Source organism: Streptomyces sp. CAI-85 (genome assembly GCF_013363615.1).
Taxonomy (GTDB): Bacteria; Actinomycetota; Actinomycetes; order Streptomycetales; family Streptomycetaceae; genus Streptomyces; species Streptomyces antibioticus_B.
Genome location: NZ_JAANNX010000024.1, coordinates 19,306 through 34,938 on the forward strand (window position 1 = coordinate 19,306; position 15,633 = coordinate 34,938).

General features: G+C 72.9%; 16 protein-coding genes. 7 read left to right on the forward strand and 9 right to left on the reverse strand.

The window, feature by feature from the left end; translation table 11 throughout:
* Window positions 1-65: 65 nt before the first annotated feature.
* Window positions 66-398, forward strand: coding sequence for a hypothetical protein (locus G6W55_RS23590; protein ID WP_175522842.1), 333 nt, complete (start codon window positions 66-68; stop codon window positions 396-398).
* Window positions 399-423: 25 nt separating this feature from the next.
* The gene (locus G6W55_RS23595) at window positions 424-696 is read left to right on the forward strand and encodes an antitoxin (protein ID WP_085212805.1); all 273 of its coding nucleotides are present in this window, start codon (window positions 424-426) and stop codon (window positions 694-696) included.
* 60 nt (window positions 697-756) lie between these two features.
* Here the strand turns inward: G6W55_RS23595 and G6W55_RS23600 are convergent, their stop codons facing one another.
* From G6W55_RS23600 to G6W55_RS23615, 4 genes are all read right to left on the reverse strand, one after another.
* Window positions 757-1,473 (reverse strand): class III extradiol dioxygenase subunit B-like domain-containing protein, encoded by a 717-nt coding sequence (locus G6W55_RS23600; RefSeq protein WP_175522843.1) that lies wholly within the window; start codon window positions 1,471-1,473, stop codon window positions 757-759.
* Between the two features lie 142 nt (window positions 1,474-1,615).
* Complete coding sequence (gene miaB, locus G6W55_RS23605) at window positions 1,616-3,142, reverse strand: tRNA (N6-isopentenyl adenosine(37)-C2)-methylthiotransferase MiaB (RefSeq protein WP_175522844.1); 1,527 nt, start codon at window positions 3,140-3,142, stop codon at window positions 1,616-1,618.
* A 65-nt stretch (window positions 3,143-3,207) separates the two neighbouring features.
* Window positions 3,208-3,984 (reverse strand): PP2C family serine/threonine-protein phosphatase, encoded by a 777-nt coding sequence (locus G6W55_RS23610; RefSeq protein WP_175522845.1) that lies wholly within the window; start codon window positions 3,982-3,984, stop codon window positions 3,208-3,210.
* A gap of 3 nt (window positions 3,985-3,987) precedes the next feature.
* Window positions 3,988-4,902 carry an NAD(P)-dependent oxidoreductase gene (locus G6W55_RS23615; protein ID WP_175522846.1) on the reverse strand — a complete coding sequence of 305 codons (915 nt, stop codon included), beginning with the start codon at window positions 4,900-4,902 and terminating at the stop codon, window positions 3,988-3,990.
* A 112-nt stretch (window positions 4,903-5,014) separates the two neighbouring features.
* Here G6W55_RS23615 and G6W55_RS23620 point away from each other — a divergent pair, with 112 nt between their 5' ends.
* On the forward strand, window positions 5,015-5,611 hold the full coding sequence (locus G6W55_RS23620) for a TetR/AcrR family transcriptional regulator (RefSeq protein ID WP_175522847.1): 597 nt from the start codon (window positions 5,015-5,017) through the stop codon (window positions 5,609-5,611).
* Window positions 5,612-5,659: 48 nt separating this feature from the next.
* Here the strand turns inward: G6W55_RS23620 and G6W55_RS23625 are convergent, their stop codons facing one another.
* The 3 genes from G6W55_RS23625 to G6W55_RS23635 all read right to left on the reverse strand — a co-directional run bounded on the left by G6W55_RS23625 (window position 5,660) and on the right by G6W55_RS23635 (window position 8,811).
* Window positions 5,660-6,838 (reverse strand): pyridoxal phosphate-dependent aminotransferase, encoded by a 1,179-nt coding sequence (locus G6W55_RS23625; RefSeq protein WP_175522848.1) that lies wholly within the window; start codon window positions 6,836-6,838, stop codon window positions 5,660-5,662.
* A gap of 132 nt (window positions 6,839-6,970) precedes the next feature.
* On the reverse strand, window positions 6,971-7,615 hold the full coding sequence (locus G6W55_RS23630) for a response regulator transcription factor (protein ID WP_309243801.1): 645 nt from the start codon (window positions 7,613-7,615) through the stop codon (window positions 6,971-6,973).
* Window positions 7,616-7,716: 101 nt separating this feature from the next.
* Complete coding sequence (locus G6W55_RS23635; RefSeq protein ID WP_309243802.1) at window positions 7,717-8,811, reverse strand: sensor histidine kinase; 1,095 nt, start codon at window positions 8,809-8,811, stop codon at window positions 7,717-7,719.
* A gap of 218 nt (window positions 8,812-9,029) precedes the next feature.
* On the opposite strand from G6W55_RS23635, the gene G6W55_RS23640 reads away from it, so the two are divergent.
* From G6W55_RS23640 to G6W55_RS23650, 3 genes are all read left to right on the forward strand, one after another.
* Complete coding sequence (locus G6W55_RS23640; RefSeq protein WP_030796542.1) at window positions 9,030-9,515, forward strand: cation:proton antiporter regulatory subunit; 486 nt, start codon at window positions 9,030-9,032, stop codon at window positions 9,513-9,515.
* Window positions 9,516-9,522: 7 nt separating this feature from the next.
* The gene (locus G6W55_RS23645; protein WP_175522849.1) at window positions 9,523-10,779 is read left to right on the forward strand and encodes a cation:proton antiporter; all 1,257 of its coding nucleotides are present in this window, start codon (window positions 9,523-9,525) and stop codon (window positions 10,777-10,779) included.
* Window positions 10,780-11,158: 379 nt separating this feature from the next.
* On the forward strand, window positions 11,159-12,604 hold the full coding sequence (locus G6W55_RS23650; protein ID WP_175522850.1) for a hypothetical protein: 1,446 nt from the start codon (window positions 11,159-11,161) through the stop codon (window positions 12,602-12,604).
* Between the two features lie 45 nt (window positions 12,605-12,649).
* On the opposite strand, the gene G6W55_RS23655 is transcribed toward G6W55_RS23650, so the two are convergent.
* Window positions 12,650-13,057, reverse strand: a complete 408-nt coding sequence (locus G6W55_RS23655) for a MazG nucleotide pyrophosphohydrolase domain-containing protein (RefSeq protein WP_175522851.1) — start codon at window positions 13,055-13,057, stop codon at window positions 12,650-12,652.
* A gap of 134 nt (window positions 13,058-13,191) precedes the next feature.
* Between G6W55_RS23655 and G6W55_RS23660 the strand changes: the two genes are divergently transcribed.
* Entirely contained in the window at window positions 13,192-14,190 is a 999-nt protein-coding gene (locus G6W55_RS23660) for a TAXI family TRAP transporter solute-binding subunit (RefSeq protein WP_175522852.1), read from the forward strand.
* 30 nt (window positions 14,191-14,220) lie between these two features.
* On the opposite strand, the gene G6W55_RS23665 is transcribed toward G6W55_RS23660, so the two are convergent.
* Window positions 14,221-15,633: a HAMP domain-containing sensor histidine kinase gene (locus tag G6W55_RS23665; protein ID WP_175522853.1), complete on the reverse strand. Its 1,413-nt coding sequence runs from the start codon at window positions 15,631-15,633 to the stop codon at window positions 14,221-14,223.

Genomic DNA, 15,633 nt, shown 5'->3' on the forward strand with positions numbered 1-15,633 from the left:
GTGGCGCAAAGAGACGCACCGGGTGACGCGGGATTTCGTCCGCACGAGTACCGTATGGAGTGAATATGGGCGTTTTGGAGCGACTTTTCGCAAGGTCGAAGGCTTCGAAGGCCACGGAGGCGGCCGCACGAGCCACCGGGGACGTCACGGAGGAACCCGTCGAGGAGGCGGTGTCCGCCGGGGCCGGACCGGAGGCGGAGGTGGAGGCGACCGAGGCCGGGGACCGCGCCGGGGCCGACACGGGGACGGAGACCGCGAGGACGGGGACGGAGCCGGAGCCGGGCACGCGCGCGGCGGGCGCCGTCGCGGTCACCGGTGCCGAGCCCGTGGAGATCCCCCGGCAGCAGTCCGCCGACGAGGTGGCCGACAGCGAGTCCGGCGAGAACGCCCGATCCTGACAGCACCCACGAGGGAAGGTGACCCATGGGTCTTTTGGACAATCTCAAGGCCAAGCTGGCGCCGGCCAAGGACAAGGTCTCTGACCTCGCGCACCAGCACGGGGACAAGGTCCATCACGGCATCGACAAGGCCGCCAAGGTCGTCGACGAGAAGACCAAGGGCAAGTACAGCGACAAGATCCACACCGGCACCGACAAGGCGAAGGGTGCCATGGACCGGATCGCGCACAAGGAAGGGCCCGGGGCGGGTGGCGGCGACACGTTCACCCCGCCGAAGTCCCCGCCGCCGGCGTCCTGAGCACGCCCGCCCCTGCATCGGCGACCGCGCCGCATACGGCGGTGCGGTCGCCGTGGCGCGCTACGACCAGGCCGCGACCACGTATCCGACGCCGTACGGAGCGTCCTCGTGGAGCAGGGTGCCGGTCAGGCCGGCGGGCTCGGCGGCGCCCGCGAGCACCTGCCAGGGGGCGCGGCCCGAGACCTGGAGTTCGCGGGCGAGGCCGGTGTCCAGGTCCCGCAGCGCCGCGAGGTCGGCGGCGCCCAGTGCGCGGGCGGCCGCCGCGTCGAAGGGTGCGGCGCGCTCGTCGAGGTAGCCGGGTGCCTTCAGCGTCCGGCAGGCGCTGGCGTCGCCCATCACCAGCAGAGCGACCCGCTCCGCCCGCGCGCCGATCTCCCGTCCGGCCTCGGCGCACGCCTCCGCCGTGAGCGACTCCGGCACACCGAGCGCCTCGATCGGCGCGTCCGCCCACCCGGTCCGCTCCAGCAGCCAGGCGGCGACGGCCAGCGAGGGCGGCAGCGCGGGGTCCGCGGGGGTGTCCGCGTCCGCACGGCCGAGGGTTACGGCGAGGTCGACGCCGAAGCCGCGGAACGAGCCTCTCGTGCCCTCCGCGCGGGCGCCGCTCCCGGCCTCGTCTGCGGGGCCGACGACCACGAGCAGGTCGGGGCGGGAGGCCGCCAGCACGGCCAGTGCGTCGGAGCAGGCGGCGCGCGCCGCGTCCAGTTCGGGTGCGGCGCCCGCGGCGACCTCGGGCACGAGGAGCGGCGGACAGGGGCAGACTGCGGCGGCGACAAGCATGTGCGGCAGGGTAACCCCAGGTGGGCGGCCCGTCGTCACGTCCCGGCCCGGTGGCGCCGCGCCGCCGTCGTACGCGCGCGTGTCAGACCCGGAGCCCGTCACCACGCGCGCGTGTCAGGTGCGGCCGCCCGCCCCACGCGCGTCAGTCGCAGCCGCAGCCGCTCGCCACGGCCGGCAGCGGGGCCGGGGCACCGATCTTCGGCAGGCCGAGCATGACGCCGGCCGGCTGGGCGGCCTTCTCGGCGGTGCGCTTCTCCCAGGCGTCGCCCGCGCGCGTGCGGCGCACACCGAGGACGGCGCCCTCGGCGAGGAGGTGGTGCGGGGCGGCGTAGGTGATCTCGACGGTCACGACGTCACCGGGGCGGACCTCCTGGTCCGGCTTGGTGAAGTGGACCAGGCGGTTGTCGGGGGCGCGGCCGGAGAGGCGGTGCGTGGCGCCGTCCTTGCGGCCCTCGCCCTCGGCGACCATCAGCTCCAGGGTGCGGCCGACCTGCTTCTTGTTCTCCTCCCAGGAGATCTCCTCCTGGAGGGCGACGAGACGCTCGTAGCGCGCCTGGACGACCTCCTTGGGGATCTGGTTCTCCATGGTCGCGGCCGGGGTGCCGGGCCGCTTGGAGTACTGGAAGGTGAACGCCTGCGCGAAGCGGGCCTCCCGGACGACGTGCAGGGTCTGCTCGAAGTCCTCCTCGGTCTCGCCGGGGAAGCCGACGATGATGTCGGTGGTGATCGCGGCGTGCGGGATGGCGGCGCGGACCTTCTCGATGATCCCGAGGTAGCGCTCCTGGCGGTAGGAGCGGCGCATCGCCTTGAGGACCGGGTCGGAGCCGGACTGGAGCGGCATGTGGAGCTGCGGCATCACGTTCGGCGTCTCGGCCATCGCGGCGATGACGTCGTCCGTGAAGTCGCGCGGGTGCGGGGAGGTGAAGCGGACCCGCTCCAGGCCCTCGATCGCCCCGCAGGCGCGCAGCAGCTTGCTGAACGCCTCGCGGTCGCCGATGTCGGAGCCGTACGCGTTGACGTTCTGCCCGAGCAGGGTGATCTCGGAGACGCCCTCGCCGACGAGGGCCTCGATCTCGGCGAGGATGTCGCCGGTGCGGCGGTCCTTCTCCTTGCCGCGCAGCGCCGGGACGATGCAGAAGGTGCAGGTGTTGTTGCAGCCGACGGAGATCGACACCCACGCCGCGTAGGCGCTCTCGCGGCGGGTGGGCAGCGTGGAGGGGAACGCCTCCAGCGACTCGGCGATCTCGACCTGCGCCTCTTCCTGCACGCGCGCGCGTTCCAGCAGCACGGGGAGCTTGCCGATGTTGTGCGTGCCGAAGACGACGTCCACCCAGGGCGCCTTCTTGACGATGGTGTCGCGGTCCTTCTGGGCGAGACAGCCGCCGACCGCGATCTGCATGCCCGGGCGGGACGCCTTGCGGGGGGCGAGGCGGCCGAGGTTGCCGTAGAGGCGGTTGTCGGCGTTCTCGCGCACCGCGCAGGTGTTGAAGACGACGACGTCCGCGTCGCCGTCCGAGCCCTCGGGGGCGCGCACGTATCCGGCGTCCTCAAGCAGTCCGGACAACCGCTCGGAGTCATGGACGTTCATCTGGCACCCATAGGTGCGGATTTCATAGCTCTTGGGTGCTTGAACGTCCACTGCGAGGCTCCGGTCGCTGCTGCTGGTCATGCATCAAGGGTAGGCGCTCGCCACGGGGGTCCCGGCCGGGCGGGTGGGGCGGCCCCGGCCCGGCCTCATTCCTCCGGGGTCTCCGGGTCCTCCGCGTCGTCCGAGATGCGCAGCAGGGCGAGCGTGATGTTGTCGGGGCCGCCCTCGGCCATCGCCGCCTTCCACAGTTCGAAGGCGGCACGCGCGTCGTCGTACTCGCGCAGCACCTCCTCGATCGTGTCCTGCGGGACGGGGTCGGTCAGTCCGTCGCTACAGACGAGGTAGCGGTCGCCGTGGGCCAGCGGGAAGGCGGTCACATGGGCCTGGACGGGACGGAAGTCGGGGCTGCCGCCGAGGCACTGGGTGACCACGGACGTCGTGCGCTGCCCGGGGGCGAGCGGCGGGCTGTCGTCGACGCTGACCTGGCGCAGGCCGTCGTCGTGGACGGCGAGGACCCGGCTGTCGCCGACGTTGAAGACGAGCAGGTCGTCGGCGCGTACGACCACTCCGGCGACCGTGGTCCCCATGCCGGCGAGGTCGCCGCCCGCGTCGCCGCCGGCCGCCTGGTACACGGCACGGTTGCAGGTGTCGAGGGTGTCGCGGACGGTGCCCTCGTCGGTCAGGACGGGGCCGATGGACGCGAGCCGGCGGACCACCAGTCCGCTGGCCACGTCACCGCGGGGGTGCCCGCCGAGCCCGTCGGCGACGGCCACGACCAGGGGTGAGCCGAGGGGGAACACCAGGGTCTGCGGGTTCTCGGTCACCGTCGCGCACAGGGTCCACGGTCCGGCGACGAGGCTGTCCTCGTTCCGGTCCCGGAGCAGTCCGGGGTGGCTCAGCGCTGTCACGGCGACATGCGGCATGACTCAAGGGTAGGTGGAACCGGTGACATCGGGGGCGTCGGCCTTGGCGGTGCGGGTCTCCAGGGCGCGCAGGACGGCGACCATGTCCTCGCCGCCGTGGCCCTGGTCGACGGTCTCGCCGTAGAGGGTGTGGCAGACGTCGAGGAGGGGTGAGGCGAGGCCGGCGGCGCGGGCGGCCTCGGCGATCAGCCGGTTGTTCTTCAGGACGTCCGCGGCCGCCGCTTGGACGGCGAAGTCGCGGGTCAGCAGCTTGGGGGCCTTCACCCGGGAGACGGCACTGGCCATCGGTCCGGCGTCGAGGACGTCCCGGAGCAAGCTCTGGTCGAGTCCGTGCCGGTCGGCGAAGTGGAACGCCTCGGTCAGCCCTGTGACCAGGGTGATCAGGAAGAGGTTCACGGAGAACTTCATCAGCAGCGCGCCCGGTACGGCACCGCAGTCGAACGTCTCGCGGCACATCGGGGCCAGCAGGGGCCGCACCGCCGCGAGGGCGTCGTCGTCGCCCGCCAGCATCGCCACGAGTTCGCCCTGTTCGGCGGGGGTGCGGGACCCGGAGACCGGCGCCTCGACGTACCGTCCGCCGGCCGCCCGGACGTCGTCCCGCAGGCCCGCCGAGTACGCGGGCGAGGTGGTGCCCATGTGGACGACGGTGCGTCCGGTGACCCGCGGGGCGAAGTCGGGGGTGCCGCGTGCGAGCACCGCGTCCACGGCGGTCTCGTCGGCCAGCATCAGGAACACCGTCCCCGCCCGCGCGAACACCTCGGCGGGGCCGGCCGCGACCTCCGCGCCCGCCTCACGCAGGGGTGCGGTGCGGGCCGGGGTGCGGTTCCAGACGACGAGGGGGGTTCCGGCGCGGGCGAGGTTGAGCGCCATGGGCCGGCCCATGACACCGAGGCCGATGAAACCCAGGCGGTCGCACATGACGGACCCTCCGTGCGGGGCGCTCGACTATGACAGTGGTCATAGTAGCCCCTGCTATGACGACGGTCATAGGCTGAGGGGAAGCTGTGGGGCGACGAACCGGGAGGTCGGGATGGCGGTGTCCGAACGGGGCCCACGGGAGCGGATGGTCTTCAGCGCGGCCCAGCTCATCCGGCGCGACGGGGTCGCCTCGACGGGGATGCGGGAGGTCGCCGAGCACGCGGGGGCGCCGCGCGGATCCCTCCAGCACTACTTCCCCGGCGGCAAGGAACAACTGGTCAACGAGGCGGTGGGCTGGGCCGGCCGCTACGCGGGCAACCGCGTCGCCCGCTTCGTGGCGTCGCTCCCTGAGCCGACGCCGAGCGGCCTGTTCGCGGCGATGGTCCGGCAGTGGACCGACGAGTACGAGACGACCGGCTTCGCGGGCGGCTGCCCGGTGGCCGCCGCCACGGTGGACCGCGCGGAGTCGTCCACCTCCACCCGCGAGGCGGCGTCGTCCGCGTTCACGGGCTGGAGCGGAGCGGTGGCCGGGGCCTTGGAGGACATGGGCGTCCCGGCCGATCGCTCCGCCGCGCTGGCCACCCTGATGATCAGCACCTTGGAGGGCGCGATCCTGCTCTCCCGCGCCGAACGGGACGTCCGCCCGCTCACAACGGTGGCCCGGGAACTGGGGCCGCTGCTGGACGGGGCGGTGGGGCGGGGCGGGTGAGGGGGACGCCGAGACTGGGCGACTGAGAGCCCCGAGGAACGGCCGCTGCTACCCGAGCGAGGACACGAACTTGCCCAAGCGGGCGATTCCCTCGCGGAGTTCGTCGGCTGAGGCCGCGTAGGACAGGCGTACGTGGGTCTCGGCGGTGTGGGTGCCGAAGTCGCGGCCCGGGGTGAGGGCCACGTGGGCCTCCTGGAGGGCGCGTTCGCAGAACTGCCAGGACGTGAGGCCGGTGCCGCTGACGTCGAAGTAGACGTAGAACGCGCCGTCGGGCGGGACCGGGACCGGCAGTCCGATGCGCTCCAGGCCGTCGAGGACCAGCGCGCGGCGCTCGCCGAACTCCGCCCGGCGGGACTCGCAGACGGCGAGGGACTCGGGGGTGAAGCAGGCCAGCGCGGCGTGCTGGGCGGGGGCGGAGGCGCAGAGGAAGTAGTTCTGGGCCAGGCGTTCCAGCGCCGGCACGAGGGGTTCGGGGACCACGCACCAGCCGAGCCGCCAGCCGGTCATCCCGAAGTACTTCGAGAAGCTGTTGATGACGACGGCCCCGGGGTCGAGGGACAGCGCGCTGCGCGGCGGGCGGCCCCGCTCGTCGTGGTCGGCGAGGTCGAGGTAGATCTCGTCGACGAGGCGCCAGGCGTCGTGCTCGCGGGCGAGTTCGCAGATCGCGGCGAGTTCGGAGGTGGGGACGGAGGTGCCGGTGGGGTTCGACGGGGTGGCGACCATGACCCCGCGCGTCCGGTCCGTCCAGTGCGCCCGTACGGTCGCCGCGTCCAGTTGGTAGCGGGTCTCGGCCGTCGTCGGAACGAGACCGACGCGCGCGCCGAAGCTCTCGACGATCTGCCGGTTGCAGGGGTACGACGGGTCGGCGATGAGCACCTCGTCACCCGGGTCGACGAGCGCGGCGGTGGCCAGGACGAGCGCCGCCGAGGCACCGGCGGTGACGACGACCCGGGCCGGGTCCACGTCGACGTCGTGCCGGTCCCGGTAGAAGCCCGCGATGGCCTCCCGCAGCGCGGGCAGGCCGAGGGCGGCCGTGTACGCCAGGGACGTGCCGCCGTCCATCACGTCCCGCATCGCGGCCACGACGGCCGGGGGCGCGCCGAAGTCCGGCTCCCCCAGGCTGAGCTTGACGACGTGGTGGCCCTGGGCCTGGAGAGCGGCGGCGTGCTTGCCGAACTCCATGGCGTAGAACGGCGCGACGGCCTGGGCGCGCTGCGAGATCCTCATGCTGCGACCTCCGGGTTCGAGGGCGGACGGATGCCGGGACCTCCCGGTCGTCGACCGGAACGGGCCGACCGGAACAGTATGCGAGGCGCGACCGGCGGCCGGATCCACCGCTGCCCTTTGAGAGAGCGATCTTCAGGGATCGATCAGACCGGCCCGGATCGCATAGCGGGTGAGTTCCAGGCGGTCCCGCATGCCGAGCTTCTGGAGGAGGTTCGCGCGATGGCGTTCGACCGTCTTCGCGCTGATGTGGAGCAGCGCGCCGATCTCGCGGGAGGTGTGCCCCTCGGCGACCAGCTTGAGGATCTCCTCCTCGCGCTCGGTGATGGGCCGCTCGGGCAGACCGTCGAGGCCGTCGCCGCGGTGGAGCCGGTCCAGGTAGGAGCGGACTAGGGCCCGCTCGGCGCCGGGGTAGATGAACGGCTCGTCGCGCACCACCGCCCGGCACGCCTCCACGAGGTCCCGGTCGGCGACCGACTTCAGCACGTATCCGCCGGCGCCCGCCTTGAGAGCCTCGAAGAAGTACTGCTCGTTGTCGTACATGGTGAGGATGAGGATGCGCAGGGCGGGCAGCCGCCGGGAGAGTTCACGGGCCGCCTGGATGCCGGTCATGCGGGGCATGGCCACGTCGAGGACGGCGAGGTCGATGTCCCCGGCGCGGGCCTTCTCGACGGCCTCGGCCCCGTCCCCGGCCTCCGCGACCACCTGGAGGTCGGGTTCGCCGTCCAGGATGAGCCGCACGCCGCGCCGGACGAGCGTGTGGTCGTCGGCGAGCAGCACCCGGATCGGCCGACCGTCGGGGCCGACCCGGCCATCGGGGCCGACCCGACCGTCTCGGCCTTCGCGACCGTCTCGGCCTTCGCGACCGTCTCGGCCGTAGCTCATCGGCCCGCTCCGGACCCGGCCGCGCCCGCCCGTTCGCCGTCCGGGACGCCGGTCACCGGTTCGGCGGGCGGCATCAGGGACGACACCCACAGCCGGATCTCCGTCCCCGCACGCCCGGGGTCGAGACGGTCGGCGGCGCCCTGCCGCCCGGCCTCCCCGACTCCCGCGGCGGGCCCCCGGCCACCACCCGGAGCCGGTCCCGACGTGATCACCAACCGCGCCCCGATCAGCAACGCCCGCTCCCGCATCCCGCGGATTCCGGCGCCCTCGCCGGTCGTCTCGTCCAGCCCGCGCCCGTTGTCGCGTACGAGGAGTTCGACGCCGTCGGCGGCGGGGCGCAGACGGAGTTCGGCGTGGTCGGCGCCGGAGTGCCGGGCGGTGTTGGTGAGGGCTTCCTGGGCGACGCGGTAGAGCACGAGTTCCGTCTCCTGGGGCAGCGGGGGCAGGCCGGGCCGCAGCTCGGGGCGGACGGTCAGGCCGTGGTCGGTGAACTCGGCGGCGAGCGACCGCAGCGCGCTGATCAGCCCGAGTTCGTCGAGGACGCCGGGGCGCAGCCGGCGGGCGATGCGGCGGATCTCGTCGAGCCCGGCGCGGGTGGCCTCCTGGGCCTGGCCGAGTTCCTCGCGCAGTTCGGCCGGGGCCCGGTCGGCGACCCGTTTGAGCTGGAGGAGGACGGCGGTCAGGGTCTGGCCGACCTCGTCGTGGAGTTCGCGCGCGATCCGGTGCCGTTCGCGTTCCTGCGCGGACAGCGCCCGTCCCGCGCTGGCGGCGCGCTCGGCCTCCAGCCGGTCGAGCATGGCGTTGTAGGTGGTGATCAGCCCGGCGGTCTCCACCGGTCCGGAGACCACGGCGCGGGCCCCCGGCCGCAGCAGGTCGGCGGCGGCCATGGCCCGCCCGAGGCGGCCGAGCGGCGCCAGCCCGACCCGCAGCACCAGGACGTTGACGGCGAGGAGCACGGCGAGACCGGCCAGTACGACGAACGCCTCCCCCGGCAGGACCGGAGTGGATACGGTGACCGGACCGAGCAGCAGCGCGGCGGCCACGACGAGGCCGAGGGCGTTGAGGGCGAAGATCCGCCAGAACAGCGACACGTTCCCTTTCCCTCCGCTCAACCCGGCGGCGCCACGCACCCACAGCGCCGCCGTGACCACCCTTTCCGCCGCCCGGCCCCGCTGTCCATCCGTCACAACACCCATGTCGCCACCGTACGGGGGGATGGCAGCATGTCTGCTGCTCGCATCCGGCGGCGGCGCCTCGGTGCGCCGTCGGGGCAGCCGCTACGCAGGAACGATCAGCAAGGGGAAGAAACGTGTCTGCTCCACGCCTCCGGACGACACCGCTGCCAGGTATAGGAGTCCAGTACGACCTCGTGACGCGCGAGCAGCGCCATCTCTCGGTGGTGGCGCACCGCGACGGCACCCGCACCGTCGGCCTCTACCAGGCCGACGACCCGGACTCGTGCTCGCACTCCATCCACCTGACCGGCGCCGAGGCGGGATCGCTGATCGACGCGTTGAAGCCCACCCACCACAGCGCGAGCCTCCTCTACACGACGGACCTCGGACTGGTCGCCGAGCGCATCGAGGTCTCGGCCACCTCCCGCTGGAACGGCAGGCTGCTGGGCGACACCCGGATGCGCACGGAGACGGGCGCGTCGATCGTGGCCGTGCTGCGGCGGGCCGAGGCGATACCTTCCCCCGCGCCGGACTTCCGCCTGGCGGGTGGTGACACCCTCATCGTCATCGGCACCCGCGAAGGCGTGGACGCGGCCGCGGCGATACTCGGTCGGGAGTGAGGGCCGGGTGCATTCTTCCGCCGTTCTGCTGATCGAATTCGGTTCCATCATCCTGGGCCTCGGCCTGCTCGGCCGGTTCGCCGCCCGATTCCAGTTCTCGCCGATCCCGCTGTATCTGCTGGCCGGTCTGGCCTTCGGCGAGGGCGGACTGCTGCCCCTCGGCGCGAGCGAGGAGTTCGTCGCCACCGGCGCCGAGATCGGCGTCATCCTGCTGCTGCTCATGCTCGGCCTGGAGTACTCGGCGAGCGATCTGGTCTCCAACCTCAAGGCGCACTACCCCTCCGGTCTCGTGGACGGCGCCCTCAACGCGCTGCCCGGTGCGGCCGCCGCCCTGCTGCTGGGCTGGGGCCCGGTGGCGGCCGTGGTGCTGGCGGGCGTCACCTGGATCTCGTCGTCCGGTGTGATCGCCAAGGTCCTCGGCGACCTGGGCCGGGTCGGCAACCGCGAGACACCGGTCATCCTCAGCGTCCTCGTCCTCGAGGACCTGGCGATGGCGGTCTACCTGCCCATCATCACGGCGCTGGTGGCCGGGGCCGGACTGGCCGCGGGCAGCGTCACCCTGGCCGTCGCGCTGGGCGTCGCGGGGCTCGTGCTGTTCGCCGCGGTGCGCTACGGCCGGGTCATCTCGCGCTTCGTGTCGAGCGACGACCCGGAGAAGCTGCTGCTCGTGGTGCTCGGCCTGACCATCCTGGTCGCCGGTGTGGCCCAGCAGCTCCAGGTGTCGGCGGCCGTGGGCGCCTTCCTGGTGGGTATCGCGCTGTCGGGTGAGGTCGCCGAGGGCGCGCACACGCTCCTCAGCCCGCTGCGGGATCTGTTCGCCGCGGTGTTCTTCGTGTTCTTCGGACTGCACACCGACCCGGCGAGCATTCCTCCGGTCCTCCTTCCCGCGCTCGCGCTGGCCGTCATCACCGCCGCGACGAAGATCGCCACCGGCTACTGGGCCGCCCGTCGCGCCGGTGTCTCACCGAAGGGACGCTGGCGGGCCGGTGGCGCGCTGGTGGCACGCGGCGAGTTCTCCATCGTCATCGCCGGACTCGCGGTCTCGGCCGGCATCGAGCCGTCCCTCGGCCCGCTCGCCACGGCGTACGTCCTCCTCCTGGTCGTCCTCGGCCCCCTCACCGCCCGCTACACGGAACCGGTCGCCACCTGGTGGACCGGCCGCCGCAAGCCGCCCGCGGGGACGGATACGGCCGCGGGTGCGGGCGCCAAGGGCACGGCCTCCGGCACCGGCGCCCAGGAGCAACTGCCCGAGGCGCAGCGGTAGCGGCAACAGTGGCAGTCAGGGCACCGGCGAGCGCCTGAGCGAGCGCGCGGCCGCGGCCTGTGGAGTGGGGGGAGGGGGGGAAGGGGTCGTCACCCCGGCCTCTCCCCCCACTCACGCGTCACCTGCTTCCCTCACGCGTCCCCTCCCTCACGCCTCACACTCCCCTTCCCTCACGCGCCCCTCGCTTCCCACCCGTGTCTCACGTCACACCCCCCACGTGTCCGATCCGCCGAACGACTCCCCCTACTCATGGCATGCTCATGGCCTGTTACCGGCCAGTAGTACGCATGCACACCCACTGCCCGGCCGGTCCTCCTCAGCTCACCCCCCACCTCCAGGACTGACCTTGCGCAGACGCCTGAGGCACTCCCGTGCCCTCGTGCCCGCCTTAGCCGCATCCGCCCTTCTCCTCGCGGCGGGCTGCTCCTCTCCCCCGTCCCAGGCCGACCCCCCTGCCTCCACCGCCGGCCCACAGGTCGACGCCTCACCCGACTCCACCGACCGCTCCCTCACGGTGGCCGCCGCCCCCGCGGGCACCGCGACCGCCACCGCCCGCCCGGGCTCCGCCGGTGGCCAGGCCCACCGCACGAAGCTGAGCGTCAGCTCCTACGACGGCAAGACCGGACGCGCCGTCATTTCCTCCAACGGTCGGACGGGCAAGCCGAGTTCCGCTCCTCCCGCGAGTTCGCCCACCGCGAACTCCCCCGCTCCCGGGACCTCGCCCAGCACCTCGCCCAGCGCGTCGGAGGCCGGCCCGGGGAACACCCCCGAGACACCCCACCGCACCGCCGTCGGCGACGTCATCGCCAGCGCCCCGGCCCCCGGCGCCCCCGAGGGACTGCTCGCGAAGGTCACCAAGGTGATCGACGAGACCCCCCAGGGCACCGAGGTACAGACCGAGCCTGCCCAGCTCAACGCCCTGCTCGGCGACGACACCGCGAAGGGCAGCGTGCCGGTCGCCCCGGCCGACTTCGACATCGACGAGCTGCTGCCCGACGTCGACGTCTCCTGGTCGCGCACCCGGGACACCCACATCGGCCCCGAGGGCGCGACCGTCCCCCTGGGCAGCCTGCGGCTCGACGTCCGCACCGACCTCCCCACCCTGGGCAACGCCGCCGCCTCGGCGTCCGCGTCCGTCGAGGGCTTCGTCCAGGTCGCCCCGCAGGTCGACTTCCGCTACGGCGGCCAGGGCACCGACAGCGCGCCCGCGTCGGCCTACCTCGGTGTGTCCGGAGACTGGACCTCCGGCTGGGCGCTGAAGGGACGCGCCGGCGCCTCGGCGGCCCCGACGCGCATCCCGTTCGCCACCCTGCGCGCCGATCCGGTGCTCCAGGTCGGGCCCGTGCCCGTCGTGGTCAACCTCGATCTCACCCTCTACCTGCGGATCAGCGGCGACGGCAAGGTCACCGTGGACGTCGAGCAGAATCTCAAGGGCGACTTCAAGGCGGGCGGCACCTTCGGCCTCGGCCAGGGCTGGACGCCGGTCAGCTCCGCCGACATGACGAGCACGCCCGTGAAGACCACCGTCACCAGCGCGGGCAGCGTGCAGGCGGCCCTCGGGGCGGAGGCCACCGTCGGCCTCTACGGCAGCGTCGGGGTCGTCGCCGACCTCGCCCCGTACGTCCGCGGCGAGGCCACCGGCACGGTGACCGGCACCGACGACGTGTTCACGTTCGACGGCTCCTGGGCCGTCCACGGCGGGGTCGACCTCAACGGCACCCTGCGGTTGCAGCTCGCCGTCTTCGGCACGCCCGTGCTCCAGCGGAACATCCCCCTCGGCAGCGTCCACCGCGAGTGGAAGCTGGCCGGCGGGGAGACCTCCTAGCGCAAGCCGGCCGCGTGACCTCGTAGCGCGGTAGGCGCAGGCCCTCTAGGACGCGCCGCCAGGTATCCACCCCTGGCGGCGCAGGACCGCCGACACGTCCGGTGCCTCGTAGTGCTCGCCTTTGAGGACCTTGCCGTCCTCCCGGCGGGCCACCTGGCCGTCGGGGCCCAGCTTCGTCATGTTGGACCGGTGGATCTCGGCGAGCACCGCGTCGAGGTCGATGCCGTGCACCAGGGCCGTGCCGTAGGCGACGTAGACGACGTCCGCCAGTTCGTGCGCGAGCCGGTCCAGCGGGCCCTCGACCGCCACCTCGGCCACCTCCGCCGCCTCCTCGGCGAGCAGCTCACCGCGGTGCGCGGCGAGGCTCGGCGCCACCTCGGTCGGGGTGGTGCGGGCGTCGAGCCCGAAGGCGCGGTGGAACTCACGGACCAGTTCGACAGGCGAAGAACTCATGCACAGACTGTAACGACCACCACTGACAACCCGCCCCGCCCACAGCCCGATCACAGCCCGCCGACAGCCCGGCCGAGCCCCCGCTGTGGACCCCGGCCTGGTCAGCACCGCGTCCAGGCTGGCAGGATCACCGCATGTCCAAGGTGTTCCCCCGGATCGGCCGACGTCGGGCGCTGCAAGGTGCGGCGGCCGGTGTCGTCACGCTCGGTCTGCTGCTGTGGTGGCTGCTGCCCCTGGGCGAGGCCCCGCCGAGCGGCTCGATCACCTTCAGCACGGGCACGACCCGCGGTGTCTACCAGGAGTACGGCTCCCTGCTGCGCGACGAGCTGGCGAAGGACATGCCGAACCTGAAGGTGACGCTGCGGACGAGCAACGGCTCGCAGGAGAACGTCGCGCGCGTGGCGAACGGCGAGGCCGACTTCACCATCGCCGCCGCCGACGCGGTGCAGGCATACGAGGCACAGCACCCGAAGGCGTCGGCCCGGCTGCGCGGTGTGGCCCGGCTGTACGACGACTATGTGCAGCTCGTCGTGGCACGCGACTCGAAGGTGCGGTCCCTGGCCGATCTGAAGGGCCTGACCGTGGCGACCGGGCTGCCGGGATCGGGCGTACGGCTGATAGCGGAACGGGTGCTCAAGGCGGCCGGAGTGGACCCGGCCGCGGACATCACGGCGGTGTCGGAGGGCATCGACACCGGTCCCCAGAAGCTCCAGCGGGGTGACATCGACGCGTTCTTCTGGTCGGGCGGGGTGCCGACGGGCGGTCTGCGCGACCTGGCCGGGAGCTTCGAGTTCCGGTTCGTGCCGATCGACGCCACGCTGGTCGCCAAGATGCACGACGCGGACCGCTCCACCGGCTACTACCGCGCGACGAACATGCCCGAGTCGGCGTACCCGACCATTCAGAACGGCGAGACGGTACCGACGATCGCGGTGTCCAACCTGCTGATGACCCGCACGGACCTGGACCCCCGGCTCACCGAGTGGCTGACCCGGACCGTGATCAAGAGCCGGGACGACATCGGCTCACGCGTGCACTCCGCCCAGCTCGTGGACCTGCGCACGGCGATCTACACCGACCCCCTCCGCCTGCACGACGGCGCCCGCCGCTACTACCGCTCGGTCAAGCCGTAGAACCCCGCACCACGGCGACCGTAGAACACCTCACACCGTCGGCCCCGACCTCGGCACCGACACCGTCACCCGCAGCCCCGTCGGCTCGTGACGGTCGTACGAGAGGGAGCCGCCGCCCGCCGCGAGCAGGGTCCGGGAGATGGACAGGCCGAGGCCGGAGCCCTTGATGTTCTGGTGCCGGTTGCTGCGCCAGAAGCGGTCGCCCACGCGCGTGAGCTCCTCGTCGGTGAGACCGGGGCCGTGGTCGGTCACGACGACGGTGGTGGTCTCGCCGTCCGCCGCGACCGTCACCTCGACGCTCTCGCCCTCCGGGGTGAACTTCACGGCGTTGTCGATCACCGCGTCCAACGCGCTGGACAGCGTGACCGGGTCGGCCCAGGCCGTGGTGGCCGGGCAGTCGCCGACCAGCCGGACGCCCTTGGCCTCGGCGGTGGGCGCCCACGCGGCGACGCGCTCGGCGGCCAGCGCGCCGATGTCGGTGACCCGGAGATCGGCCTCGGTGTGCTCGGCCAGGGCCAGGTCGAGCAGGTCGTCCAGGACCTGGGCCAGGCGGCGGCCCTCGCTCTGGACGGAGGCGATCTCCTCGTTGCCCTCGGGGAGTTCGTAGGCGAGCAGTTCGATGCGGAGCAGCAGTGCGGCGAGGGGGTTGCGCAACTGGTGGGAGGCGTCGGCGACGAAGGCGCGCTGCTGCTCCAGCACGTCCTCGACGTTGTCGGCCATCTCGTTGAACGACCGGGCCAGCCGTCTGAGTTCCGGCGGACCGCCGGAGACCGCGACCCGGGACTTCAGCCGGCCGCTGGCGATCGCGTGCGTGACGACGTCCAGGACGCGCACGGGCTTGAGGACCCAGCCGGTCAGGCGGAGCGCGGCACCGATGGCCAGCAGCATCGCGGCGGCCTCCCCGGCGGCGATGAGCACCCAGCCCTGCTGGATCCGCGACCGCATCGGCCCGGTGGGCGAGTCGGTGACGACGACGGCGACGACGTCACCGTCCCGGATGACCGGTGACGCGACGACCAGTCGATGACGCTGCCATGGCCATACCTGCTGCGGATCATGGCTGCGGCGGCTGAGCAATGCCTCTTGGAAGGCGTCCCGTACCTCACCCTCCTGGGGGAGCGTCCAGTCGCCCGGAGACGCGGCCAGGGGGGTACGGGTGGGGTAGAAGACACCGGTACGGATGCCGTAGACGTCGTAGTAGCTGTCCAGTTCGCGTTCGAGCGTCTCCAGCCGCTCGTCCGTGGAGGAGGGCACCGAGGCGTCCGCCGCCGACGGGACGGTCACGAACTGGGCGAGCGCGGCGAAACGCGCGGTGTCGTCGATCCGGTCGACGACGACCTTCTGCTGCTGGGCACCGGCCACACTGACGGCCAGCGGCACGCCGAGGGCGAGCAGAACGGCCGCCATCAGCACGATGAGCAGCGGCAGCAGACGCGTGCGCAA

Excerpts from the sequence above, each read along its gene's own strand:
- G6W55_RS23620 (WP_175522847.1), top strand. The coding sequence starts at position 5,015 with ATGGCGGTGTCCGAACGGGGCCCACGGGAGCGGATGGTCTTCAGCGCG.
- G6W55_RS23595 (WP_085212805.1), top strand. The coding sequence starts at position 424 with ATGGGTCTTTTGGACAATCTCAAGGCCAAGCTGGCGCCGGCCAAGGAC.
- G6W55_RS23610 (WP_175522845.1), bottom strand. The coding sequence starts at position 3,984 with ATGCCGCATGTCGCCGTGACAGCGCTGAGCCACCCCGGACTGCTCCGG.
- G6W55_RS23615 (WP_175522846.1), bottom strand. The coding sequence starts at position 4,902 with ATGTGCGACCGCCTGGGTTTCATCGGCCTCGGTGTCATGGGCCGGCCC.
- G6W55_RS23600 (WP_175522843.1), bottom strand. The coding sequence starts at position 1,473 with ATGCTTGTCGCCGCCGCAGTCTGCCCCTGTCCGCCGCTCCTCGTGCCC.
- G6W55_RS23625 (WP_175522848.1), bottom strand. The coding sequence starts at position 6,838 with ATGAGGATCTCGCAGCGCGCCCAGGCCGTCGCGCCGTTCTACGCCATG.
- G6W55_RS23590 (WP_175522842.1), top strand. The coding sequence starts at position 66 with ATGGGCGTTTTGGAGCGACTTTTCGCAAGGTCGAAGGCTTCGAAGGCC.
- miaB (WP_175522844.1), bottom strand. The coding sequence starts at position 3,142 with ATGACCAGCAGCAGCGACCGGAGCCTCGCAGTGGACGTTCAAGCACCC.
- G6W55_RS23655 (WP_175522851.1), bottom strand. The coding sequence starts at position 13,057 with ATGAGTTCTTCGCCTGTCGAACTGGTCCGTGAGTTCCACCGCGCCTTC.
- G6W55_RS23660 (WP_175522852.1), top strand. The coding sequence starts at position 13,192 with ATGTCCAAGGTGTTCCCCCGGATCGGCCGACGTCGGGCGCTGCAAGGT.